Here is a 24,016-nt window from a genome sequence, read left to right as displayed (position 1 = left end):
CCCGCAATCCCGATCCCGACATGTTCAGTGCGTCAAGAATAGGCAATTGGCGGGCGGGCGGCGCCTGTACAAAGGTGCAACATGCCGGATGAAATCCGTTGAAAGCTCCTGCGACCTATCAGAAGGTCGGCGGGGTGCGTCCGGCGTGACGGTAGGCTGAAACAACCGTATTTGCCATCAGCATGGCAATTGTCATGGGACCGACACCGCCTGGTACCGGGGTGATTGCGCCTGCGACTTCGGCGCATTCGGCAAAAGCGACATCGCCGACGAGCCGCGATTTGCCTTCGCCGCGCTCGGGCGCCGGGATGCGGTTGATGCCGACATCGATGATGGTTGCGCCGGGCTTGACCCAGTCGCCCTTGATCATCTCGGGGCGGCCGACGGCTGCGACAAGAATATCTGCATTGCGGCAGGTGGCGGCAAGGTCCGGGGTGCGGCTGTGGGCGATGGTGACCGTTGCATTGGCTGCCAGAAGCAGGCTTGCCATCGGCTTGCCGACAATATTTGAACGGCCGACCACAACGGCCGTGAGACCGGACAGGTCCTTGCCGCGCACCCGTTCGATGAGCAGCATGGAGCCGGCTGGCGTGCACGGCACAAAAGCGCTTTCGATTTCACCGGTCGTCAGCTTGCCGGCATTGATCACATGGAAGCCATCAACGTCCTTTTCCGGATTGATGGCCTGGATGACGCGCCCGTCGTCAATGTGATCTGGAAGCGGCAGCTGGACCAGAATGCCGTGAATTTGCGGATCTGTGTTGAGTTCGTCGACAAGGGCGAGAAGATCGGCTTCGCTGGTCGTATCCGGCAATGTGTGCTGGACGGAATGAAATCCGCATTCCTTTGCCTTTTTGCCCTTTGAAGCAACATAGACCTGGCTTGCCGGATCCTCACCGACAATGACCACAGCAATACCCGGCACCAGACCGCTTGCGTCCTTCAGTCCGGCAGCAGCCGATTTCACGGTTTCAATGACACTTTCGGCAACCGCTTTGCCGTCGATTACCGTTGCCTTGTCCAGTACTGCTGCCATGTCTGCTGCTCCACAAATCCAAAGGTCCGGCTGCGCCTCGAAGGCCGAAGGCCGGATCGCCAACACTCAGGGTCTGCATAAAGCAGATTTAGCCGGGATGAAATGGCCAGCAAACGTCGTTTTTTGTCAAATTGCCGGATTCTTGTCGTCAAAATGAAGCTTTTTGACGTTCCGGCGGTCAGTATGAGCCGCGGCCGCCCTCTGAGCGTGCCTGCCGGCGTGCCTCCTGCAGGCGCTCGACAACTTCCCGCATCTGGCGGATATCGGCACGGATATTTTCCGCCTCTTCATCAAAATCAGAGGCTTCGGTGCCGTCGTCCAGGGCAGTTTCATCGTACCAGCCGTTGTCCCCGCCGACATCTTCGCTGCTGTAGAGCGTCGTATCGCCGCGGGTGCTGACATCATCAACAATGGCGTCGTCATTGGCGGGCTCGAAGGCCTCAGTGTCCGGCTCGGCGTCCACATCCTCGAGCCAGCTTTCGTCCGGTTCGTTTGCGTGAGCGGCGAGTGATGCGGGAGATTCGACCGGTGCCGCCACATTGACGCTTTCAGGGGTACTTTCCGGTTGTTCACGTGTTGCGCCCGCGAAACTTGCAGTCATGCTCCGATAAGCGCCCAGCATCAGCGTAATTGCAAGGCCGGCGAAGAAGCCGATGAACAGTCCGGCGACCGCAATGATCTTGCGGGAAGGACCAACCGGCTTAATTGCCGGCGTTGCTTCCGATATCACACGGATGTTGCTGGTGTTGAGGTTTTGCTGCTCGCGCGTCTCGCGCGCCCGTTTCAGAAACGACTCGTAAATCTCCGAGGTGGCATTGGCTTCGCGCTCAAGCTCCCTCAAACGCACCAGATCGCCCGACGTGGTGACTTGCTTGCTCTTTAAGATGGCAAGATCGGACGCCAGTTGCTGCTCGGACTGGATGATGCGCCGAAGCTCGGTCTGCGACGCTTCGACAATGCGGCGTAATTCATTATTGATCTCGGACCGGGCGGTCCGGAGCGCCTGCTCTGCGGCGATGCGTTGCGGATGGCGCGGACCGAGGCTTGTATTGAGCGCATCGGACGTGCGTTTTGCCCCTGCATATTCGGCGCGTAACTCGCCGATTGTCGACGATTGCAGTATTTCTGGGGACGTGCCTGACAGGAGGGAATCGATATCGAGATTGCGGGCCGACTCGGCCTTCACCTGAATCTCCGCCTTTTGGGCTCTGAGTTGTGCCAGTTGCTGATTGAGCCTGATGATCTGCTCATCGCTGATCAGGCTGCCGCCGGCATCGACGAGATCGTTGTCGGCCTTGTACTGCTCAACCCGTCGCTCGGCCGCTTCGACATCCTGGCGCAGTTCATCGAGCTGCCGGGTCAGGGCTGCGGTTGTGCGCTCGAACAGCGCCGATTGCGCTTCGCGTTGCTTGGCAATGTAAACGTCAACAATCCGGTTCGCGATCAGCGCCGATTTTCCCGGATCTTCCGTGGTCACATCGACATAGACAATGAAGGTTTTTTCACCGCGAAAAACATTGACCGCACGCGCCAGCGTCTGCACGGCCATGAAGTTGCGGTTACTTTCTCCATCGCCCTGACCGAACAGCAGGCCGCGAATAAGGCCCGTAACACTGCCGATACCGAAGCCGCCGGAGGCTGTGCCGTTGAACTCAGGATCATCGGCGAGGTTCAGATCGCTGACAACCGCCTGAAGAACCGGACTTGAATCAACGATCTGCACCTGGCTGTCGACAAGCGCCAGTATGGAATCGGCAGAATAGGACTGCGGCAGAAAATCAGTGTCGGTGAGCCGCAGCTCGCGCGGGTCGAGGACGAACTGGCTTACCGATTCGTATTTGTGCGGCGTCGACAATGCGATCATTACGCCCAGCGCCGCACCAAGGATCGATGTAAATACGATGAACAGCCTGTAGCGCCAGGCAGCGCTGATCATGACAACCGGATCGATCAGCGCTCCGTCACGCGGGCGCGCCGTTTCACGCTTTTCAATGGGATCACCGTCGAAAATGTGCTGCTGCGGGTACGGGTCCGCCGACTTTGCTGCAGGCCGGCTTTGCTTCGGGGCCGGAGTTTCGGATGCACTCCGCCGTGTGCCGGCCACACTGGCGCGAAACCGGTCGAGCATTTCAAGTCTCGCGGCCTTGCGATCATCTTCCATTTCCGGCCCGTTGTGATCGATATTTTTGCTGGAGTCGCGGCCGCCACTGGAAAGGCCAACAGAATGCGCCGGCGGATTCGGACGATCCTCCGTATAATCAAGGAGTGACCTGCGCGCTCCCCTTTTATTATTTGAATCCGGATCGAACATGCATACCTTCCGAACTTTGATCGGACTGTCGCCCGGCCTATGGCTAACGCAACCTAAAGAACTATGGAAAATAATTTGTTAACGGGCAATCGCGCTGCGCCATGTGCCATATCGTTGATTTTAACGGTGAAACCGTGCATGGCGAATTATGATGCGAGATAACGCTGAATAACCTCATACATCGGCTTTGGCTTCAGATTTTCGTCAAAGGGAAGCGGACGGTTTTTGCCGCCCCTTCTGTGGGGCATGACGTCGGGTATCCACGAATAGCGGTCGCTCAGACCCCAGGTCGATACCGAACGGGGCAGTTCGGCTGAAAAGGCCGCATCGAGGAAATTCCCGACATGTTCGGCTGCCATGTCGTCGCGACGCGACGCATCGCGCGGCAGTTTCCAGTCGATGACATCAATCTCGGTTATGCGGTAGCCGACACCAAGTGCCTTCAAATCCGTGATGAAGCGTTCGAGTTCCTCGTGGCCGATGGGAACTTCGGGATAGAGATGCCCCTGAATGCCCACCGTATCGACCCTCAAGCCCTTGTCCTGAAGCCGGCGAACCAGATCGAGCATTGCCGTTCGGCGCGCGTCGTAGCGAGCACCGCGAAACTCAAGATCGTAATCATTGATCGCAAGTTCGGCGCCGGGCGCGGCTTCCGCCGCCGCCGCAAAGGCAATATCGACATGGGACGGACCGAGCAGCCGCATCCACAGGCTGTCGCGCCAGGGGCCTTCATTGACGGGATCATGGGCAACCACCTCGTTGACCACATCCCAACTCGGCACTCTTGCGGCAAAGTGCGCAGCGACATTTTGCACGTGGCTGACAAGCACCTCTTCGGCCTTCGCTGCACTGTCGATTTTTTCGACCCATGCCGGAAGCGCGTTCCACCAGACGAACGTATGGCCATAGGTGCCGCGTCCAAGCGTTTCGGCAAAGGACACTATGCCTTCGGCGGGAAGATAGTTGAACTCTCCGGGAGCGCCCTGCAAAGCGTCCCATTTCAATGCGTTCATCGGAAAGATCATGTCGCAGTGATTGACGAACAGGGCCGTATAGTCAGGATCGTTGATGAAGTGCCGGTATTCAAGAGCCGCACCAAAAGGCACACGGCGTTTTGCCGGCGAGGCATTTGCCAAGCCGATACCGGGCAAGACTCCGGCAAGCACGGCAGCCCCCGACCCGGCGAGCACGGAACGCCGTGTTAAGATATTTGCGCTAGCTTGTTTGGCGGCGACTAAACCGTGATCTGCAGACATGTCTAAGCAATTCATCCAAATACGATATCCGGTGGACAAGCGTGCCACATAACTGGGTAGAATTTGTTAAGCGCAACATAAGAATTCTAAGAGGCTATTTCTGGGCGCTCAGCGGTTCCGCCGGCCGGCTGGTTATTTCGCTCGCCTATTTCATCGCCATTGCAAATACGCTTTCGATCGCCGATTTCGGTATCTTCGCGACAACATCGGCAATGGGGATCGTGCTGTCGCGGATAACCGCGCTCGGTTTCTCGTCACCGCTCTACCGCGCGGCGACGGTCAAGCCGCGGCTGATCGGCGCTTATTCCGCCGGCTATATGTTTGCCCTTGCCATTTCCGTTCCCGTGGTCGCGTTGGCGGCTCTGATCTCTTATTTTCTGGTATTTGCAGCCGATATCACCCTTGGCACCTTTGCAGTCATTGTCCTGTCCGAAGCGCTGTTGTGGCGCTCCGCAGAGATCGTCATGATCGTATGCAACGGCATGGGTCGGTTCGCCCGCGCGGCAGTGCTTGTGGTCATCGGATCGTCCGTTCGTGCGGCGGCGGCACTGCTCTTTGCCTATCTGGGCGATACAAGCCTTGCGCAATGGGCCTGGTTCTACTTTGCCGCTAACGCAATTGTGATGGCAATTGCCCTCAGCGTGTTCTATCCGAGATACAAATTGCGCTGGTCTCCGGCACTTTATTTGCGGCGCTGGCGCGATTCCCTGTCGGTGGCAGGCGCCGAAATCCTGTTCTACCTGCAGTCCGAGCTCGACAAGCTCCTGGTTCTGAGCATCGGCGGTCCGGTAACGGCAGGCCTTTACGCCATCATCATGCGGCTGGTTGATCTCACCGCGCTGCCGATCCGCACCTTCAACATGATGCTGGTGCAAGGGATCATGCGTTCGCGCGATACCATCGCCTCGATGAAAACCCGGGCCATGATCGAAGGGGGTATTGCACTGATCTCGACTGCGGCGCTGCTGTTCTTCGCCGGCTTTTTGACCATCTACCCGGAGGCTCTCGGCAAGAATGTCGCGGAAGCCGCACCGCTGCTTATTCTTGTTGTGGCGGTGCCGGCGCTGCGCAATCTTATCGAATACCAGTCCGAATTGCTCTATGCGACCGGCCGGACGTTCATCCGCACGATCAATATGACACTCATCGGCCTTTCAAAGGCGGCCATGCTTTCCGGCCTTCTCGTCTCCTACAGCGATGTCAGCCAATGGGCGCCGCTGCTCAATGGCGTTTTCCTCCTGCTTTATCTGCTTTCGGCGCTGCTTACATACCCGGCGCTGCGTAAATCCGCCGGGCGGATAATTTAGCGCTGCGTCAGGGCAGAACGATCTGACGGATGTCGTTCAGGTCGTAGCCGATGAACGACTGGATGCCGATGCCGATCTGGTGCGGCTCCATGTTCCGGATGAAGGACTGGAGGTCGTTTCGGTCGGGACGTCCGTTTCCAAGCCACATCACATGACATAGTGCCTCGGCGCAATGGACGTGACCCTCTGCGTTCAAAAGTCCGTCGACAAAGCGGCCATAGAGTGTGCATTCGGATATTGCCCGGTTTCGGGCGATGGCACGCATCCAATTGACACCGCTGACCTTTTCGATCCGGTCGAGCAATGCGGCAAGCGCGTCGGTGCGCCAGCCGATCAGCGTGTTGATGTAATCATGGTACGGCTGCGATCCCGTGCCGTCCTCGTGTCCGAGCAGAGCGTCGGTCCGCTTTACCCAGCGCACGTGTTCGGCCATGCTGGCGGTAATGGCGTCGTCACGGCGGTACAGTCTGAGCCTGCCGTCCTCCCATAAATCCGCGGGGTCGAATTCCCGCAACAGGGCGACGTCTGAATCGGCGGAAAAAATGACTGCCTCGTCAAGCAGTCGCCCCATGCCGAGCCTTCGCAGCTGCTGCACGTGCCAACCCCTGAGCGGCACAGCATGCGGCCCGAGCCAGACACGGCGTTTGCCCAGTGTCAGCGGGTCCGGAAACGGGCGCAGCCAGTCCGGCAAAATCTCGCGTTCATCGACAATCCTGCGCCTGGCGCTCTGCAGCGCCTTGAACCGGGCAACATCGCGTTGTTCCACCAGAATATAATGGCTCCAGTCGCCTTTCAGGCGCATATCCATGCTGTCGCAAAGCAGACGGCAACGCTCGAAATCCGCCGCATAGGAGGCCGTTACCACGGCTGTGCGCATATTGAGTATTCCCGTTCAGTGCGGGTCAGGCCGTGGCCTGCCCGCCGGTGTTGCTTCGGCGCAGATATTTATAACGCAGCACGCGAAACAAAAACAACGGATTGCCCAGTATGTAGCGCCGCCAAAGCCGGCGGGGTTCCCACCACAGTCTGAAAATCCATTCGCCACGCAGCCGGCGAAAGATATCCGGCGCGCGCGGCACCCTTTCGGAAACAAAATCGAAAAGGGCGCCGACACTGATGACGACTTTGCCGTGCTCCTCGCCGATGTTGTTTTCGATCCACAGTTCCTGGGTCGGACTGCCCATCGCTACCAGAACGATATCGGGTTTCAGCGCAGCAAGCTCGTCAAGGATTTTTCCGTTGTCATCCTTGTTGAAGTAACCGTCGGAAACCGCAATGAATTCGTGCCAGGGAATATCGCGCTGAAAGGCTTGCGTCGCCTCTGCCAACACATCCGGCTGTGCACCGATCAGCGCAATCCTGCTGGGTTTTGTCAGATAGGCCAGCAGAGCAGGAATGAAATCGGTGCCGTTGAGATTGGCTGGAAACGGCGCACCGTAAAGTGCCCTTGCGGCCAGATCGACTCCAATGCCATCGGGAAGAACGGTGCAGTGCTCCAGTGCATGGTGATAATCGTTGTTGATCATCGCCTGGTTGGCATTGTGCGCGTTGAGAAACGCAACGATGGTCTGCCCTTTGGAAGCAAGCGCCTTCTTGATGCCGGCAAATGCCTGTGCACGATCCAGCCATGCCACATCGATGTCGAATATATCCCGGCCCGCGGGTTTGGATACTGATTTAAACGAAGTCCGTAGCATCAATGTCTCTGTCAGTTTGCGGCTGAACGCGCAGCCGCCGGCGTGGTTCCTTGACCCAATCCGTCACTCAATCCCTTGAATATTCAAGGAAACGTATTTGATGCCGGAAAATCCTGTGATTTTTATGCATCGGAAATACAATCGAATTTCTTCATCGATCAAGACAGTCAGTATATTGGGGCTATCCAATAAATTACCATCGCTTCAGAGACTCTTTTGCAGAACTACGTTAACGCCCATTCCGATTGCCGCTGACAACATGCTCTTCTGGCTGGTGTGAAATTGGCGGCCGTCCATCGCCGCGCCATCTTCAGTTTTCGTGGTGCGCAGTCTGAAAACAAGTGCGTCGGCAAACGCTTTCGGATCATCGGCGACCGTGCAATTCGAAGGCACTTTGTCGATGCCGCGTACTGCTACCGTCGTGGCAACACAGGGAATGCCGGATTCGAATGTCTCGATCGTCTTGAGCTGGACGCCGGTACCGGCCGTGCTTGCCAGCGGGACAACCGCGCAGGACCTCAAAAACTCTCCGGCATCAGGCACACGGCCTAGAAACTGCAATCCCGGATGGGCATCATGCGCCGGAGTGCCGGAAAGATCGCCCGCAATTGCGATGCTCGTGTCCCGTGGCAATTTGGGTACGATCTCGGTCAGGAACCATTCAAGCCCGATACGATTGGGCCGCCAGCTCCAGCTGCCGATAAGTCCGAAATCATATTTGACGGTCCTGTCCCGCGGCAGCGGATCCGGCGGGGTCATCGATGTGACGAGCGGCAGCACTGCCGATTTGGACTTGTCGGCGCCTGCCAGCGCCATTCTGTCATCCTCAGACAGCGTCCAAAGAAATTTCGATTGCCGGCACAGCGCTCCTTCAAGCCTGGCAAGCAGCCGCGCCTCACGCCTGAACAGCAGCCTTTCGAATGCATTCGCGCCATGGCGAGCATTTTCCGCCGCGGATTGCGCCTCGACATTGTGAGCTACAAAAATCGACGGATAGTTCTTGAAGTCGTCGATGAAAGCGCCGGGCAACTGCACAGAGTTGAGAACAAGACCATCGAAAGGCTTCAAGCTCTTCAGCCCGTCCAGCAGCGCCGGTCTGCCGCAAGCCAGCATTTTGGCAGACGAGAAGGTGGTGCGGTTCGCAATGGCCGTCATCAGCCAGCGCAGTTTTGTTGCTGCCGGCACTTTGGACGTCGTGATTTCCTGTTCACCAAGCACCGCCGTGCCGTCAGCTTCGGCAATCGCGACACCCGGCGACTTGTAGCCGAGCAGGCTGACCTTGATCCCCTGTTCGCGCAACGCATCCACAGTGACACGGTTGGCAATGTCAAATCCCGATGCGGGGTTTTTGACCGGAAGCAGCGATGACACGAATACCAGGTGCATGGGTGTTTTCTCTATTCAACCCGGATCTCTTGTGAACCAGCGCGGACCATAGAGCAAAAAGATGAACGCCGGGTATTCAGTCAAAATTCAGAAAACCGTGATAGGCAGGAAGTGCAAACGGATTGCTAGGAGGCTCCACGGGCCACACGACATGACGGAAAATTCCATTCAGGACATCAGTTTGTTCTACCAGTCGCCGTCCCTGGATACCGAAGCGGCGGATATCGTCGTTACCGTTCCGACATTCCGGCGTCCGCAACAACTGGCACAGACACTGCGTTCGATCAGCGACCAGAGGTTCGACCGTCCCTATTGTGTGGTGGTCATGGAAAATGACGACGAGCACCTCCACGGTGCACTGGCGGCACGTGAGTTTCTGGCCGGCGATCGCCTTCCTGGTCTCGTCATCGTGGCCCACCAAAGAGGCAACTGCCACGCCTATAATGCCGGCTGGCGAACGGTGCGGGAAACCTTCTCGAACTACAACGCAATTGCCGTCATGGACGATGACGAGGAAGCCGACCCCTGCTGGCTGCGCGATCTTTGCAGAGCTGCGGATCATTTCGGGGCTGACATCGTCGGAGCGCCGCAGGTTCCCATATTTGAAAGCGAGCGAACGGACCGTTTGGAGGAGCACCCGGTTTTTGCGCCGCCCTATCTGCATTCGGGACGAGTACCTATCCTCTATTCCTCCGGCAATGTTCTGATCGGCCGGCAGGTTCTGGAATCCATGCCGATGCCTTATCTGGATCCTGTTTTCAATTTTATCGGCGGCGGGGACAGCGACTTCTATAGCCGGGCAAATGAACACGGTTTCCTGTTCGCCTGGTGTGCAACGGCACCGGTTTTTGAAGCCATCCCCGACCGACGCACCTCCGGCTCATGGTTGACGGCGCGCAGCCGGCGCGAAGGCGCCATTTCAGCGATGATCGAAAACCGGCGACGCCCAGGTCTTTCCGGGCGGCTGAGGACGCTGGCGAAATCGCTCCTGATGCTGGCAGCCTCGCCGCTAAGGGCGGTCAAACACGGTTTTAAACACCGCTCGGCGGCCTTCGGCATCTATTATGTGCATGTCGCGATCGGCCGCCTTCTGGCCGAATTCGGAATGATCAACGAACAATACCGCAACCCTGAAGCGAACTAGACTGTTATCAGCAACGCTGAGGCCGGGTTGGCGTGATTTCCTTCCCGCCGGCTCTGTAGAGCCGCCGGTACCTCAAATTGGCAAATCAGACTTATTTTTTCTCTTCAACCGGTTTTGGCGGCGGCGGCGGAAGCAGGCGCTTGCGGTTGTTGTTGCGGATTTCCGTCTTTGTCAGGAATTCCATCTGTTCGACCAGAACTTCATGGAAGACTTTCTTTTCAAGCCGCTCGTTCAAACCGTCCCTGACGACAACCCGAAAAGCATCGAGGTCGAATTCATCAACCCGGGTAAAATCGATTACCCTGTTGCCGACCAGGAGCGAAAACAGTTCGTCGGTGATCAGCACCTGGGGAGGAACGCTAAGCTCGTTAATGACGTCAGGCTCGGCCGTATAGACCAGGCGGGTGATGAAATAGCCGCGAACTTCGCCTTCGAAGATCGCCGGGATCGACATCAGGTCCGTGCGTACGTAATCCAGCCCGCCGAAAAAATCGTCCTGCTTGGACCGTTCGGAGCCGCCGGATGACATCTGCAGGGAAAAATAGACGGACGCCAGCGTCACTCCGCAGATCCAGATACCTGAGATGACGAGTTTTATCATCCGGCCTCACGCAAATAGAACTGTTCAGCTGTGTAGGTGCCGTCCGCTTCTGCTTCCCTTGCGGCATCGCGCAGAAGATCCGTCACATTGCGCACAGCATCCAGATGCGCCTTCACCTTGAGCGTATTGCGCTCCAGCTTTTCATGGATGACACGCAGCATCTGGCCGTGCGACCGGCTCATATTTTGAGGCGGCACCGTCTTGGTCAGAGCAGACAGCTCGTAAAGGCAGCGGCTTTTATTGATATTGGAAGCATTGACGTCGAAATTCGGGTCGGTGCCCAGCGCGGCGTTCTCCTTTTCGAGGATTGCGTTCAGCCTGCCGAGAACCTTGGTCACCCGGTCGTCCGAATTCTGGCTACTCATATGGTTCACGCCTCCCGAACCAAGCTTGACCCGGGTTCGCCCCGGGAAATTGAAATCAAGTAAAAAACATCACGTCTGTTCATCGAACAGTCCTGAAAATTCTTCGGCAGCGCGCAGCATGTCGAGCTGGATCTGCTGCACCAGACCATTTGCATAGTTGAGATTGTTGCCGGCCGCGGCCGCGCGCTCCTCGTTGCTTTCCGCAATGGCGCGCTGCGCGGCAAGCTGTTGCGCTATCCCTATACCGCCGCCTTTTGCCAGGGCATTGCCCAGCTGCTCGGCCATCATGCCCTTCCAGACATCGCCCGCAGTTCCCTCTCCGAATACGTTCTCCGCATCCGTCGGCAGCATGTGCTTGACGAAGGATTGAAGCACCATGGCTTCGAAATCCCGATAGGTTTGCGGAATATCGCCGTCCTGCACCTTCACCTCGGCACCGACCGGTCTGTTGGCAACGGCCTCAAATGCGGTTTGGGAAGCAGCGGACGCTCTGTCGAGCAGTTTGCGGTGAGCCTCGCGCACGCTTTCAGGGTCAGCTGCGCGTACGACATCCAGAACCAGATCGCTGGGCGGAGAAATAGACAATGGACAAACCCTGTTTATCGTCGAAACGCACTATGCCTGATGAAGCTTACGGGAGGCTTGAGCGCCGCCTATCGGCAGGCATTTTTCGTTGCCGGTTTACGGCGCCGGCCGCTTGACCAGCTCAAGCAGATCCAGGAGGGCCTCGTCTTCCTGGTAGCGTTCCGCCTCGCCTTTCGCGTCGGCCAGGTGCTCACCGATACGTTCGTTTTTGGTGCGTTCCCGCACGATTTTCTGCTCTTGCAATTGCGCCTGGCCAATAAGGGTCTGCTCGCGGCTGCGCAGCGTGCCGAGCTGCCGTGCATAAAGATGCGGGAACAGGCGGTGAAGCTCGGACAGTCCGCTCATCACCTCAAGCAGGTGTTCGATCTGTCCGCGCAACTCTTCGCGCTGCCGGGTGGTTTCGGCGAGATCGGCTTCGGCCAGTTTTTGCAGCTGCTTTTGCAGGGCGGCCAGGCGCGCAAGATTGCGGGCCCTTTCTTCGTGTGCGTTAACGGCCATCGAACACCGGCATGAAACCATCGGCAAACTGGCGGAAGAATTCACCGGAACCGAAAAACAGCAGGAACAGGCCGCCGGTCAGAATGAACGGCAGCGAGATGAAATAGACCGGTATTTGCGGCGCAAGCTTGTTGATCATGCCGACCGCCAGGTTGAAGACCAGACCGTAGATGAGAAACGGGCTGATCAGCCGCAGCATCGTCATGAATGATGTCGACAGCGTATCCGACAAGGTGACGAGCGCCAGTTGCGCGTCGAAACCGCCGCCCACCGGAATGAGTTCGTAGGACATCGTCAGCGCCTCAATGACGAGGTGGTGGAAATCGAGCATAAACAGGATAAGCAGACCGGTCAGGCCGATAAAAGCACTGAGCTGGGTTTGCGATTCCTGTTCCGCCACACCGGCAGCAGGCAGAGCGTTAAAGCCGATCATCATCGACATCACCGTGCCGGCAAACTGCAGCGCCAGCGCATAATATCGGGCGACGAGACCGAGCACCGCGCCGATCAGGATTTCCGTGAATATCAGGGCCACGTAGCCCCCCGTGGAGACGGCAACCTTGGGGTAGATCTCCTGCCACATCAGCGGCAGCAAAGCCATGGAGGCGGCGATTGCGACAAACAGCCTGATCTGCGTGGGTATGCGGAAGCTGCCAAGGCCGGGCATCAGCATGAAGCAGGCGCCGACCCGGCAGAAAGAGGCAAACAGCGCCAGCACCGTTCCCTCCGGGTCGGTGATCATGAGATGGAACCCAGAATCTGGATTTCGACCCCCTTGGCGATCTCCACATGGGAGATGACCGGCAGCGTCGCAAACAGCCGCTCGATGATCATGCGCACATAGGGCCGCGCATCGGGTGCCGTTACCAGCACAAACCTTGTACCGGCATCGAGGTGCTGGCGTATGACCTTGGTCGCCTGCTCGCTGAATTCCTCAAGCAAGGCCGGCTCGATATCGAATTCGACGACATCACCCTTGGCGTCGCGCTTGAGCGCCTGATGGAAGGCAAGATCCCAGCGATTGCCGAGCCGCAGGACACGCAGCACTCCGTTTTCGGCAAGATCGCCGCACAGCTGCTGCGCCATGCGGATGCGGACATGTTCGACGATCTGCTCGGTTTTGCGCAAATGCGGCGCCAGTTCCGCCACGGCCTCGAGGATCAGATGCAGGTTGCGGATCGACACGCGCTCTGCAAGCAGCAGTTTGAGCACGGCCTGCAGGCCCGAATAGGACATGTGATTGGAGCAGATCTCATCTGCGAGCTTCCTGTATTCCGGATCGAGACGGTCGAGCAACGCTTTCATGTCTTTGTAGGAAAGAAGCTGCGGCAGATTATTGCGGATAACTTCGCTCAAATGGGTCAGAACAACGGACACGTTGTCGATCGGGTGGAAGCCCTCGCGCTTGAGTTCTTCGCTCAGGTTCTCGGTGACGGAGACAGCCGGCAACCCGAAGGCCGGCTCGCGAATATCTTCGCCGGGCGCCGTCGGCCGCCGGCCATTGCCGATCACCACCATGACCTCACCGACGCGCAGTTCGCTGGCGGCGATGGTCGTTCCGTGAATGCGGATCTGGTAGGATTTGTCCGGTACCGAGAAATCGTCCGTTACCTTGATTTCAGGAACGACGAAACCGTATTGCGTGGCGAATTTTTTCCTGATCTTGCCGACGCGGAAGGCCAGCTCCTGATGGGCGCCCAGGAGCCTTGCCGAAACGTGCTTGCCGAGGCAGAGCTCGATTTCGGAGGTATGAAGGACGTTCTTGACGGAGTCCTTTTCCTTATTCTTGGCCTCAAGCAGCGCCTGTTCCTCGTTCTGCCTGATGGCAAGGTTGTGGCGCTCGAGCTGGCGCGGGATGAACCATCCGGCAAAGGCCATGGCGCAGCCGAGGATCATGAACGGCAGGAAGGGAAGACCCGGCACGACGGCCAGAACGATCATCAGCCCGGCGGCGACGAACAGCGCCCTTGGATAGTTGCTGAGCTGGCCCAGAACCGCAACATCGGTCGAGCCGACATTGCCGCCGCGCGACACGAGCAGGCCTGCGGCCAGCGATACAATGAGCGCCGGTATCTGCGAGACGAGACCGTCGCCGACCGACAGTTTGGTGAAGACATCCGCCGCATGGCCGATTTCCATTCCGTGGCGGGTGTAGCCTATGATGATGCCGCCGAAAATATTGATCGCCGTGATGATCAGGCCGGCAATGGCATCGCCGCGGACAAATTTCGAAGCACCATCCATCGAACCGAAGAAGGAACTTTCATCCTCAAGCTCGCGTCGGCGGGCCTGCGCCGTTTTTTCGTCAATCAGACCGGCCGACAGATCCGCGTCGATCGACATCTGCTTGCCGGGGATCGCATCGAGCGTGAAGCGGGCGCCGACCTCGGCGATGCGCGTCGCACCCTTGGTGATGACGATAAAATTGACGACCACGAGAATGAGAAAGACGATGACGCCGATGACGAAATCGCCGGACATGACCATCTGCGAAAACCCGCCAATCACGTAACCGGCCGCGGTCGTGCCCTCATGACCTTCCGACAGGATGATGCGTGTGGTGGCGATGTTGAGCGACAGGCGTGTCATCGTCGCGATCAGCAGGATCGTCGGGAAGGAAGAAAAGTCGAGCGGCCGCTGTATCCACAGCGCCACCATCAAAATGAGCACGGAAAAAGCGATGGAAAAGGCCAGGCCGATATCGATCAGAAAGGCGGGGATCGGCAGAAACAGGATGGACAGGATCGCAACAATGCCGATGGCAAAGGTGACATCGCGCCCCCTGCCCTCAAGCGGCGGCACTGCTACGGCTGTTGTCTGCGCCATTTCCTACCTTGTCCGTTCATGACAATGAAGCGCCGCCCCGGAGCGAGCGCCTTTTGACAAACTAGTGCGCGAAGCTTGCGCGAAGGTGGTTGCTGACAGGCAGGGCTGGCCGTTTGCCTGATCAATACCTACTTTTAGGGCAGTAAGACGTATCGACGGAACCGCCGCCCAAGAAAGGATGGTGAATTGATGGAATCCGCATCGCCCTGGAACGAGCGCAACGCCCCGACGCTGGAAGAGTTCGAGGCGCTTGGACGCGAAGCATTCGACGGGCTGCCGGAAACGTTCCGGAGCCTGTGTGACGGCATCCAGATCACCGTTGCAGACTACGCCGAGAGAGACGTTTTGAATTCGCTCGGCCTTTCAAGTCCCTACGAGCTGCTCGGTCTCTTTCAGGGGATCGGCATGGCCCAGGGTGCGACCGAAATCCGCACCGGCCAGATGCCCAACCGGATCTGGCTCTACCGCCGCGCCATCCTCGAATACTGGATCGAGCGCGAGGAGACCTTGGATGACATTGTGCGCCACGTCCTCATACACGAAATCGGCCACCATTTCGGCCTTTCGGATGATGACATGGAAGCGATCGAGGCCGAGGCGGATTGAGCGAAGAGCGGCTGCATTGGGAGTGTGCGGACCCTTTAGGGCCATCACCGGCGGTATGGCATTTCCGTCACTGCTTTCCCAAGCCGATTGCTGCAAACGCTTTCTCGAAACGCGCGTCGTCATCAGCCCGACCGAACCGGATCGGTCGTTTTGTCAGGCCGGAAAGGCCCGATTGCTTTTCTCGCAATTGGCGTCCAACGGAGACCGCCGCATCGGTATCGCCCCGTAGCCACAGAAGCGCGGACTGAACCAGAATGTTGCGTTCCATCAACGGATCGCTTTCAACCAGAAGCCCTATGATCTTCGAGGCAGTTTCAACATCGCCGGCGACAAAATGAGCGACCGCCAGCTCACGCTGGTGGCGAAACCGGTGAGGGTCATCGCGGCTGACATCCATGACCTGCTGCAGCGCGGCAAGTCCGGCATCGGCCTCACCGATATGACACTCGACAATTGCCATTATTCCATGAGCGCCCAGAAGATCCGGGTTTGCGTCCAGCGCCGCTTCGGCGTGTTGCCGCGCGCGTTCGAAATCGCCGAAAAGGTCCTGGGTAAGGACTGCGACAACGAGATGAGCGAAGTAACTGTCCGGCTTCAGCTTTACCGCTCGCTCCGCCAGACTGCTCATCTCCTCAATGGTTTCTGCCGGCGGCGCCAGCGGCGAGTATTCAAATCCGCGGTGCAAGCAGAATGACAGCATCGCCATTGCCATCGAGTTTTCCGGCTCACGCGCAAGGGCGGCACGCAGCGAGGCCTCAATCTTGTCGTTTTCGCCCGGCCCGTGCGTAAAATAGGCTGCGCTTTTGCTGAGCAGATCGGCAACGGACAGTTCATCGTCACTCGTGTTTCGCAGCCTCTCGAACTCAACATCCTTTAATTTGACGCGAATGGCGGCGGCGACGGCCCTTGAAATTTCTTCTTCCAGATCAAAGACGTCGCCGCTCTGACGATCATACCGTTCGCTCCAGACTTGCGTGCCATTCGCCGCTTCGATCAAACTGAACGTCAGACGCAACCGCCCACCGCGTGCGCGAACCGAACCCTTTACGACAAAATCCGCATCCAATTGCAACGCCGACTGCTCGCGGATCAGCCCGATTGCCGAATGTCTGCTCAAGCTGCTGAGCAGCCCGTCTCTCAGCCCCCTGGCCAAAAATTCAGCCTCCTCGTCACCGGCAAAACTGAAAGCCCGCAGGATCAGCGTGTGATCTGGCTTGCCGGCAGGCTTCGAAGATGCAGATTTGTTGCGGCGCTCTTCGCCGCTTCGGTCAGCCCGACTTGCATCACTGTCCTGATCGTTTGCGTGCAAATGATATACGCGGACTGGCTGGTCGATGTTCTTCAGATTTTGCTCACCGCTATCGACGAATGGCAGCACGAGACTGCGTCGCACCTCCTCATGAACCTTGTGGGAGATGCAGACGCCGGCGGGTTTTCCCGTTTCCTCGAGCCGGGCTGCAATATTGACGCCCTCTCCGTAGAGATTTTCTCCGTCGATCATTACGTCACCAAGATTGATGCCGACACGGAACCACAGGCGCTGCTGCTTCGGACAGTCGCGATTGCGGGTGGCGATCATTTTCTGGAACTCGACAGCGCACAGCACCGCGGTGGACGGGCTGGAGAACTCGGCGATCAGTGAATCTCCAGCGCCGCCGAATACGCGGCCCTTGTGCGCGCGTATGCATTCTTCAATCAATTCAAGGCTGTGCTTTAGAGCAAGCAGCGCCCCATGCTCGTCCCGACCCATTATGCTGGAGAACCCGACAACGTCGGTGGCGAGAATAGTGGTTAGTTTGCGTTCGACCTCTGGCATCTGTCGTTCCGCCCAATATTCATGAATGTAAGTTTACGAGCATTGGGACACGCACACAAATCGAACACTCATCGTGTCGGGCCTACTCCATTTGTGAAGCCGCAGAATGAGCGTCAGATGGCCTTGCCAGCCGATCAATTCGGTCCGATCCACTTACACAACGCTGGGTTTCATGTTAGAATTTTGGTGCGGTAATTCTGGTCTGCTCAAGGCCATGTCGTCTCGTGTCCGCGAGTGACCTTGGTTCAGTCCGAACCCTTCACAGACATCTGCCGCGCACGCTTTGACATATGCAAATTCGGGAGTTGATCTGATGGAATCGCCTTCCCTGCCGTCTCCTATGCATAGCATGCCAATCCGAACACCCCGCATTTCGGCGAACGCGTACCGGAAAAATGCGCGCGCGGCCGGATACTGGATTTTAGCAGCCGCCACTGTTTTCCTGACTGCGATCATGACTGCACCAGCGGCCTTTACGGCTGAAAACGAGCACGGTTTGGTCTATTCGGTCTGGTTTCCGCCGCCGGGACCCGACGATCCGGAGCCAGCGCCACTCACGGTTCAGGATCAGGTCCGCTATTGCGGCGCGGCGGAAGAATGGTCGCGCCGGATCTGGGAGGTCACCGACGGCTCACACCATATATATCAGGTCCATTTCTTTAGCGGCTACGAGGATCAGCCGCCTTCGACCACCGTCTTCTGGCAGCGCTGGAAGGGCACGCCAAATGCGAATAATTGCAGCAACTGCTTTAGCATGTTCGACACGCAAAAGGGCTGCGTCAAGGACTTTGCATTTGAAAACGGAGAGCTGATCGCGCGTCTTGGATGCGTCGGCGAAGGACAGGTCTGTTCTTCGGAAGATCCGGCCGATGCCCGCACCGCGACCTGCCTTATAGACGGTGAGCCATTTGCAACACCGACCGCTGAGGTGGGTTGGGTCCTGGCGCATGAGAACGCTCATTCGCACTATAATCTTTTCGATGAATATGTTCCCGACGCCTCAACAGCCATCTACAGCCTGTATCACGTGTGTGTCGGCGAGGAAGGCAATCAGGGCACTGAGCAGACATCGTTGATGGCGAAACGCCTGCGCAATCACTGGTGCGATGCAAACACCCATGTGTCGGAACGGCCGGTGAGAAATCTCGAGGGCGAGATCGTGCTGGATGGCAGCGGCCAGCCAATCATGGCGCAAAACCCGAACCATCCCGGCGGGGCGTGGGCCGATGCCATGACAAGCGAATGGCAAACGCATGACCTTGAATATTCAGGATCCTATGACAACGTGCCGGATTTCCCGGGCCTTCCCATTCCGCATCTGGAGACCGGCGATCCGGTGCCGTTCTGCGTCTGGCATTTTCAGGGCGACGGGCAGCCGGTCAACGACGCGCTGGTTCTGCTCGACAAGTCGGGCAGTATGGGATTTCGCCATCCCGCATTCGACGACGGTCCAACCGCACTGGAAGCTGCCGCCAAGAGTGCGCGGTCGTTTTACAACTGGCTGCGCGATGACCGCCTTGGCGGCATTTTTGCATTCGATACGGGCGTCATAGACCTTGTGCCATACGGCCCGAAGGAGGGAGACACGCCAGCACTTGATGTCAATCACGGCGGCAATACGGACCTTTGCCGCGCGATCCGCATGGGCGGCGATGCGGTCAAAGCCGAAGCGCCCACCGCCGATTTCGGCGGCGGCCAGCAGATTCTCCTGTCCGACGGCCGCCCCACCGTCGCCGGGTGCAATACGGATGCGGAGGTGTTGCTTGCCGCTATGGATGCCTGTGACGGTGGACTTGAAGGGGTCGGTGTCGCGACCAATACCGTTGCCTTCGGAGACGCCGATCGCGAACTGCTGCGCCAGGTTGCTGAAGTTTGCGGTGCACAAACCACAGCGCTTCTCGTGCCGACTTCGGAAATCGAGATTGAAGGTCAGATCGAGCAGCGTTCAACGCCGCTGCAGGTGCGCACGACCCTGGCCCGCAGCGGCCGGTTTGCACGCAACTACCACGAGGTTCTGCATCGCGACGCGACGCTTTCAGGGACCCGTGACGATCCGTTTGTCGTGCCGCCCGGAACCTCCGAATTGGCGGTCGAGTGGATGGGAGACGGTTTCGAACATGTTTTCCTGTCGGATCAGAATGTAATTGATTGCCGCTTTGACAGGCTGAACTTTCAGCTGGTCCGGCCGAACGGCACGATCGTCACCCAAAGCGATGTGCCGGTCTCCGACGAGGGCGCGGACCAGTCGCGGACAATCCGTGTCTCCGCACCGGCTCCTGGCACATGGCAGGCCCGCATTGTTCCCGACGACGAATATCTTTGCCATTCCGACTTCCAGGGTGATCCCTTTTGGGGTGATTATGACCCAAGGGTTGCGGTTGTCGCCTCCGTGCGTGCGGCGCACATTTCTCCGCAGGCCGGTGTCGCGCCTGTCGTGGCGCCACGCGACCTGCCGGTCACCATAACGGCGTCGATCGGCCTGTCGAGAAGCGCATTACTGACCGGGATTTCCGCAAATGCTCAGGTTGTCCACGACGACGGGACCAGTCACACCATAGAGCTGTTCGACGATGGTACGCATGGCGATGAAACCATGGGAGACGGCAATTACACCGGCACGTTCAATGAACAACGCGCCGCGCTGTCGCCGGGCGGATATCGTGTGGTGGTGGCGCTGGCATCGGACAACCAGACAGCCTCCGCCGTTCCGGTCGGCGATGCCGGGCTGGAACTGGCAGGCGGCCCCCTGCCTTCGGCGCCGGACAGTGCCTTTGAGGTCGAAGACAGCTTTGTCTATCGCGATTGCAGATTTGGCAACGGTCTGACCGGAAACACCTGCGGCGACAGGTTCGCGATTCCCACGGGCCCCGCATCCGGGGGAGCATGTCACATAAACTTGCCGCCCGGCACGTCGCGCAATGGTATTTTGATTGAGACGCGGGGAATACCGCTCGGTTCACGCGGTGTCCGCGTTTCCGGAGGGGTGGGTGTGAGGATCCGCAATGTCGAGACCGTCAGCTACGATGCCGACGCAAAGCGGGGCGTGGTTCGCTTCGATGCAGAAGCAACCGCGAACGCTCCCGACAGCCCGCGTCAAATCCGCGTGAGCTTTGCGGGGCAATCAGTCAGCACGACAGATTGCCGCCTTCCGCTAAAGCCGCGCTTCGAATATGCGGCCAAGCTGATTTGCGGTATGCAGGACGATACCCGCAACATGCAGCTAGCCCGCGGATTTTATGCAACGACAATCAATGTGCGAAATCCTCAAAGAAAGACCGTGAGTTTCGAAAAATCGCTGTCATTGACCATACCCCCCGGCCGTCAGACCCCCGGCAAGGTCATTCCGATTTCCGTTGACACGCTCCGGTCGCAGGAGGCCCTGGCGGTTGATTGCAACGATATCCAAAGGCGGGCTTTCAACGGTTCGCTGCCCGGGCCGTTCATAGAAGGGTATGTTGTTTTGCGCAGCGAACGGCGGCTTGACGTTACCGGCGTCTATACCACCGCGACCTTGAACGCGGAAAATACAGCCGAAGATCAAAGCTCCATCCATATCGAGCGTATCGGCGCACGCCGGATCAGAAAACGCGATCCGGGAGACGCCCGGCTGCCCGACCTGATCATTGAGGATATCGACATGAATTCGCTTCGGGTTGACTGCCCGTCCGGTCAGGGATCATGCCGCACCGAAGTCGAATTGACCGTTGCAAATACCGGCTCTTCCGGTTCCGGCCCGTCAAAGCTGCGCGTCACCATCGATCCACGGCAATCGCAATCGGTGCTCGAGAATGTGCCCGGCATTCCTGCCGGCGGCATGAAGACGCTTCGCGTCACATTTCCTGCCGGCCGCAATTGTTTTGATCCCGATTGCACCGTTTGCGCGGTCGCCGATGCGACAACCGATGTGAGCGAGTCCGATGAAACAAACAACAAGCTGTGCCGGACAAAGGGAGGCTAGGGTTACCTTATCTGGGCGGACCGTTGAATAGAGACGCATATCGCCCGTCAGATGAAATACACGCCCTGCTAAAACCCGCTTTCGATGCGGGAGAATACGAGCGTTGTGAAACTTGAAATCTGGGCGCCGACGAAGGGCGCGGAAACAGCGACCGTCACCAGGATGGCGACGATCTTTGGAACGAAGGTCAGTGTAATTTCCTGAACCTGCGTCAGAGCCTGCAAAAAGGCGATGCCGACACCGACGAACATCGCCACGAAGACAGCCGGTCCCGACGCCGCAAGCACGGTCCATATGGCTTTTTGGACGATGTCGAGTGCATCGGCTTCGCTCATTTCTAGGAGACCGTCATACCCGCTCCAACGACCACCTTTTCACCGGTATCGAGAACCGCCACGATGCCGTCATCATAGAGTTCGACCTTTTCGACGGTGCCGGTTACCGACCCGTCAGCGGACGTGATCGTCCGGCCGATCAGGGACCCCGCCTGGCCAATGGACGAGGCGGCGAGGATTTCCTCCAGACGGCTGTTTGTCTGGATCGTCTGTTCGACCTGCGAGAAGGATGCAAGCTGAGAGATGTATTCCGTCGAATCCATCGGTTCGGTCGGATCCTGGTTCTGCATCTCGGCGACCAGCAGCTTCAGGAACGTATCGTAGTCGACTGTCGCCTGCTGCTGGGCGGCAGCCGACGAGCTCTGTGTGCCCGTAGCGCCGGATACGGCTTCTACCGCCATGGTGCGATCTCCTTCTTGATGTCTTCCAATGTCTCAACCGGCATCTGGCTGCTGTTGAGGATATCTTCCTCGATCTTGTAAAGCGCCCGTATGGCTTTCAGGGATTCAAAGACCCGGCCTTCATTCACCATCGCATCGATATGCTTGAGTTCGGTCAGGATCTGTTCGTTGCTGAAGCAGTTGAGCAGCATAACGACCGATTTCTTGAACATCGCGTGGGACTGTTCCGCCCCTTCCGGGTTGATCAGCATCATCTGCACGATGAAATAGAGCTGACGCAACGGCGTCGACGCATCTTCGGGCTGCAGGACGTGGTTTTCCAGCAGGAAAGTCACGTCGTTGAGGAACTCCAGCCCAACCTTCCTGTCCACTTTCAGGACAGCGCCGTTTATGAAGATCTTTTCCCCTGTCTTCAGGGATATCCGCAATGAACTCTTCATTTAAGACCGTCCCGGATGATGGAGGAAATGTCGATTATGCCGTCATAATTCTGCGATTCCCCGTTGCGTATCTTCTCCGTCTCGCGAAGAATCCAGATACCAATGGAAATGAGGTTGGCGCGCAATTCCTGTTCCAGCTCGTTTTCGGGCGAGCCGAGATCTTCGATGAACCGCACCCAGACCCTGTTTACAAAAAACAGGGCTTCTATGGATTCGCGGGATTTCGGGCCCTTGTCCCGCGCCTCCTCCAGCATCTTGATGGATTTATCGAGAACCTGTCGTTCACGATCCTTGGCATCAGCAACTGCATCTTGCTGAACTTCCGCGTATGAGAACTGATACATTTCAGCTACCTTTTTGCCCTCTCGGTTACTCTGTTTGCCCACCCCGATTACAGGTAATTCGTCAAACTCAATTGCTGGATCCTCGCCGTCAGCGTGTAGGATGTTTCAACTTGCGTCATCAGTGTGGTCAGCCGCGTTGACGCCTCATAGACATCGACATTTTCAAGTTCGCCGATGTAGAGCGACATCAGATCGATCTGTATCTCGAGCGATTCATTGGCCTTGGCGATACGCTGCTCGGAAAGCCCGAGCTCGGCACGCTGGAAATCGATGCCGGATATCGCCTGCCCGACATAGTCTATCGCGCGCTCAGCCAGCACCTGCCTGGTGTCATTGGAAAGCGGCGTCGCCAGCATTTCCATGATAATCACAGAGGCCATCGCCATGTTCTTCGGACCATCCGCATTGATGGTGGCGGAACTGTCGATGACTTCATTGGAATTGATGCGGCTTGTCATGACATTGCTGTCGGCGCCCGACCAGTCGGTATCCCAACCGGCGCCCAGGATCAGCGGCTCGACTTGATTGGTCAGAAAATCGTCCATCTGGGTGGTGGTGATTGTGTATGCGGATGGGTCATTTTGCGTAAAGCCGAAATAGGCGAGGTAGGCCGCATCGAAACTCGCCTTGGCGGCAGAACCGGTGTCGGTGTAGCCGGCTAGCGGCTTGACGTCCGTGTTTACGCCAGAGAAGAGAAATTCGCCGTTTGAAGAGCTGTTGGCAAATGCTGTGAAGTTTTCCAGAGCCGTTGTCACGGTGGTTTCCGCAACATTCAAGCGCCCCTGATCGTTGATGCCGACCATCGATATCAGCGTATCGAGCACCTGCTGTGCGCTGCCGGCCATCTGGTCAAGCGCGTTTTGCGACGACGAAATCCGATTGGTAACCAGCGCGTTGCCGTCAATAATCGTGCGCATGCGTTCGACGTCGCGGTTCAGCGAAACATTGCGCGCCGACGACGCCCCGAGTTCCAACCCGATATCGGCGTGCCGCCCGGTAACCGCCTCGGTCTGCGCATCCATCATTTCAGACTGCGCACGCTGCACCGTCAGCCGCAGGGCGCTTTGGATGGCAAGGGTTGATACGAAGTTTGTTTTCATCGCG

22 protein-coding genes are annotated in these 24,016 nt (G+C 57.9%); 4 read left to right on the top strand and 18 right to left on the bottom strand.

Annotated features, from left to right (window positions below):
• Positions 1–118 precede the first annotated feature (118 nt).
• The 3 genes from folD to ABVT35_RS01215 form a co-directional block, all read right to left on the bottom strand.
• Complete coding sequence (gene folD / locus ABVT35_RS01225; RefSeq protein WP_368464329.1) at positions 119–1,036, bottom strand: bifunctional methylenetetrahydrofolate dehydrogenase/methenyltetrahydrofolate cyclohydrolase FolD; 918 nt, start codon at positions 1,034–1,036, stop codon at positions 119–121.
• Between the two features lie 178 nt (positions 1,037–1,214).
• Positions 1,215–3,197 (bottom strand): GumC family protein, encoded by a 1,983-nt coding sequence (locus ABVT35_RS01220; RefSeq protein ID WP_368464328.1) that lies wholly within the window; start codon positions 3,195–3,197, stop codon positions 1,215–1,217.
• Positions 3,198–3,493: 296 nt separating this feature from the next.
• Positions 3,494–4,513, bottom strand: coding sequence for an endo-1,4-beta-xylanase (locus ABVT35_RS01215; RefSeq protein ID WP_368464326.1), 1,020 nt, complete (start codon positions 4,511–4,513; stop codon positions 3,494–3,496).
• 131 nt (positions 4,514–4,644) lie between these two features.
• On the opposite strand from ABVT35_RS01215, the gene ABVT35_RS01210 reads away from it, so the two are divergent.
• A complete protein-coding gene (locus ABVT35_RS01210) occupies positions 4,645–5,910 on the top strand; it encodes a lipopolysaccharide biosynthesis protein (RefSeq protein WP_368464324.1) in 1,266 nt (421 codons plus the stop codon).
• Positions 5,911–5,917: 7 nt separating this feature from the next.
• Here the strand turns inward: ABVT35_RS01210 and ABVT35_RS01205 are convergent, their stop codons facing one another.
• From ABVT35_RS01205 to ABVT35_RS01195, 3 genes are all read right to left on the bottom strand, one after another.
• A complete protein-coding gene (locus ABVT35_RS01205; protein ID WP_368464322.1) occupies positions 5,918–6,787 on the bottom strand; it encodes a DUF6492 family protein in 870 nt (289 codons plus the stop codon).
• A 25-nt stretch (positions 6,788–6,812) separates the two neighbouring features.
• Positions 6,813–7,607: a WecB/TagA/CpsF family glycosyltransferase gene (locus tag ABVT35_RS01200; RefSeq protein WP_368464320.1), complete on the bottom strand. Its 795-nt coding sequence runs from the start codon at positions 7,605–7,607 to the stop codon at positions 6,813–6,815.
• Positions 7,608–7,811: 204 nt separating this feature from the next.
• Positions 7,812–8,993, bottom strand: a complete 1,182-nt coding sequence (locus ABVT35_RS01195) for a glycosyltransferase (RefSeq protein ID WP_368464318.1) — start codon at positions 8,991–8,993, stop codon at positions 7,812–7,814.
• Between the two features lie 151 nt (positions 8,994–9,144).
• Here ABVT35_RS01195 and ABVT35_RS01190 point away from each other — a divergent pair, with 151 nt between their 5' ends.
• Entirely contained in the window at positions 9,145–10,137 is a 993-nt protein-coding gene (locus ABVT35_RS01190; RefSeq protein ID WP_368464316.1) for a glycosyltransferase family 2 protein, read from the top strand.
• A gap of 91 nt (positions 10,138–10,228) precedes the next feature.
• Here ABVT35_RS01190 and ABVT35_RS01185 read toward each other — a convergent pair whose 3' ends face one another.
• The 6 genes from ABVT35_RS01185 to flhA all read right to left on the bottom strand — a co-directional run bounded on the left by ABVT35_RS01185 (position 10,229) and on the right by flhA (position 15,012).
• Positions 10,229–10,738: a hypothetical protein gene (locus ABVT35_RS01185; protein WP_368464312.1), complete on the bottom strand. Its 510-nt coding sequence runs from the start codon at positions 10,736–10,738 to the stop codon at positions 10,229–10,231.
• Positions 10,735–11,103, bottom strand: a complete 369-nt coding sequence (locus tag ABVT35_RS01180) for a hypothetical protein (RefSeq protein ID WP_368464310.1) — start codon at positions 11,101–11,103, stop codon at positions 10,735–10,737. The genes ABVT35_RS01185 and ABVT35_RS01180 overlap by 4 nt, the downstream gene beginning before the upstream one ends.
• Before the next feature lie 69 nt (positions 11,104–11,172).
• Complete coding sequence (locus ABVT35_RS01175) at positions 11,173–11,688, bottom strand: rod-binding protein (protein WP_368464309.1); 516 nt, start codon at positions 11,686–11,688, stop codon at positions 11,173–11,175.
• Positions 11,689–11,784: 96 nt separating this feature from the next.
• Positions 11,785–12,186, bottom strand: coding sequence for a hypothetical protein (locus tag ABVT35_RS01170; RefSeq protein WP_368464307.1), 402 nt, complete (start codon positions 12,184–12,186; stop codon positions 11,785–11,787).
• Positions 12,176–12,928: a flagellar biosynthetic protein FliR gene (gene fliR / locus ABVT35_RS01165; RefSeq protein WP_368464305.1), complete on the bottom strand. Its 753-nt coding sequence runs from the start codon at positions 12,926–12,928 to the stop codon at positions 12,176–12,178. Before fliR ends, ABVT35_RS01170 begins: the two co-directional genes overlap by 11 nt.
• Positions 12,925–15,012, bottom strand: a complete 2,088-nt coding sequence (gene flhA, locus ABVT35_RS01160; RefSeq protein WP_368464304.1) for a flagellar biosynthesis protein FlhA — start codon at positions 15,010–15,012, stop codon at positions 12,925–12,927. Before flhA ends, fliR begins: the two co-directional genes overlap by 4 nt.
• A 189-nt stretch (positions 15,013–15,201) precedes the next feature.
• On the opposite strand from flhA, the gene ABVT35_RS01155 reads away from it, so the two are divergent.
• Positions 15,202–15,618: a metallopeptidase family protein gene (locus ABVT35_RS01155; RefSeq protein WP_368464302.1), complete on the top strand. Its 417-nt coding sequence runs from the start codon at positions 15,202–15,204 to the stop codon at positions 15,616–15,618.
• Positions 15,619–15,685: 67 nt separating this feature from the next.
• Here ABVT35_RS01155 and ABVT35_RS01150 read toward each other — a convergent pair whose 3' ends face one another.
• Entirely contained in the window at positions 15,686–17,434 is a 1,749-nt protein-coding gene (locus ABVT35_RS01150) for an adenylate/guanylate cyclase domain-containing protein (protein ID WP_368464301.1), read from the bottom strand.
• Positions 17,435–17,888: 454 nt separating this feature from the next.
• On the opposite strand from ABVT35_RS01150, the gene ABVT35_RS01145 reads away from it, so the two are divergent.
• Positions 17,889–21,392 carry a CARDB domain-containing protein gene (locus ABVT35_RS01145; protein WP_368464299.1) on the top strand — a complete coding sequence of 1,168 codons (3,504 nt, stop codon included), beginning with the start codon at positions 17,889–17,891 and terminating at the stop codon, positions 21,390–21,392.
• A 68-nt stretch (positions 21,393–21,460) separates the two neighbouring features.
• Here the strand turns inward: ABVT35_RS01145 and fliQ are convergent, their stop codons facing one another.
• From fliQ to ABVT35_RS01120, 5 genes are read right to left on the bottom strand one after another with little or no spacing between them, the layout of a single operon-like run.
• A complete protein-coding gene (fliQ, locus tag ABVT35_RS01140) occupies positions 21,461–21,727 on the bottom strand; it encodes a flagellar biosynthesis protein FliQ (RefSeq protein WP_368464297.1) in 267 nt (88 codons plus the stop codon).
• A 2-nt stretch (positions 21,728–21,729) separates the two neighbouring features.
• A complete protein-coding gene (gene flgD / locus ABVT35_RS01135) occupies positions 21,730–22,128 on the bottom strand; it encodes a flagellar hook assembly protein FlgD (RefSeq protein WP_368464295.1) in 399 nt (132 codons plus the stop codon).
• Positions 22,119–22,568: a flagellar biosynthesis repressor FlbT gene (gene flbT, locus ABVT35_RS01130; protein ID WP_368464293.1), complete on the bottom strand. Its 450-nt coding sequence runs from the start codon at positions 22,566–22,568 to the stop codon at positions 22,119–22,121. Before flbT ends, flgD begins: the two co-directional genes overlap by 10 nt.
• Positions 22,565–22,912: a flagellar biosynthesis regulator FlaF gene (flaF, locus tag ABVT35_RS01125; RefSeq protein ID WP_368464291.1), complete on the bottom strand. Its 348-nt coding sequence runs from the start codon at positions 22,910–22,912 to the stop codon at positions 22,565–22,567. The genes flbT and flaF overlap by 4 nt, the downstream gene beginning before the upstream one ends.
• A 47-nt stretch (positions 22,913–22,959) precedes the next feature.
• Positions 22,960–24,012 (bottom strand): flagellar hook-associated family protein, encoded by a 1,053-nt coding sequence (locus tag ABVT35_RS01120; RefSeq protein WP_368464290.1) that lies wholly within the window; start codon positions 24,010–24,012, stop codon positions 22,960–22,962.
• Positions 24,013–24,016 lie beyond the last annotated feature (4 nt).

The organism is Hoeflea sp. TYP-13, from assembly GCF_040932035.1.
Lineage (GTDB): Bacteria > Pseudomonadota > Alphaproteobacteria > Rhizobiales > Rhizobiaceae > Hoeflea_A.
The sequence above is the reverse complement of the archived record's forward strand: the minus strand, read 5'-3'. Positions and strand labels throughout refer to the sequence as shown.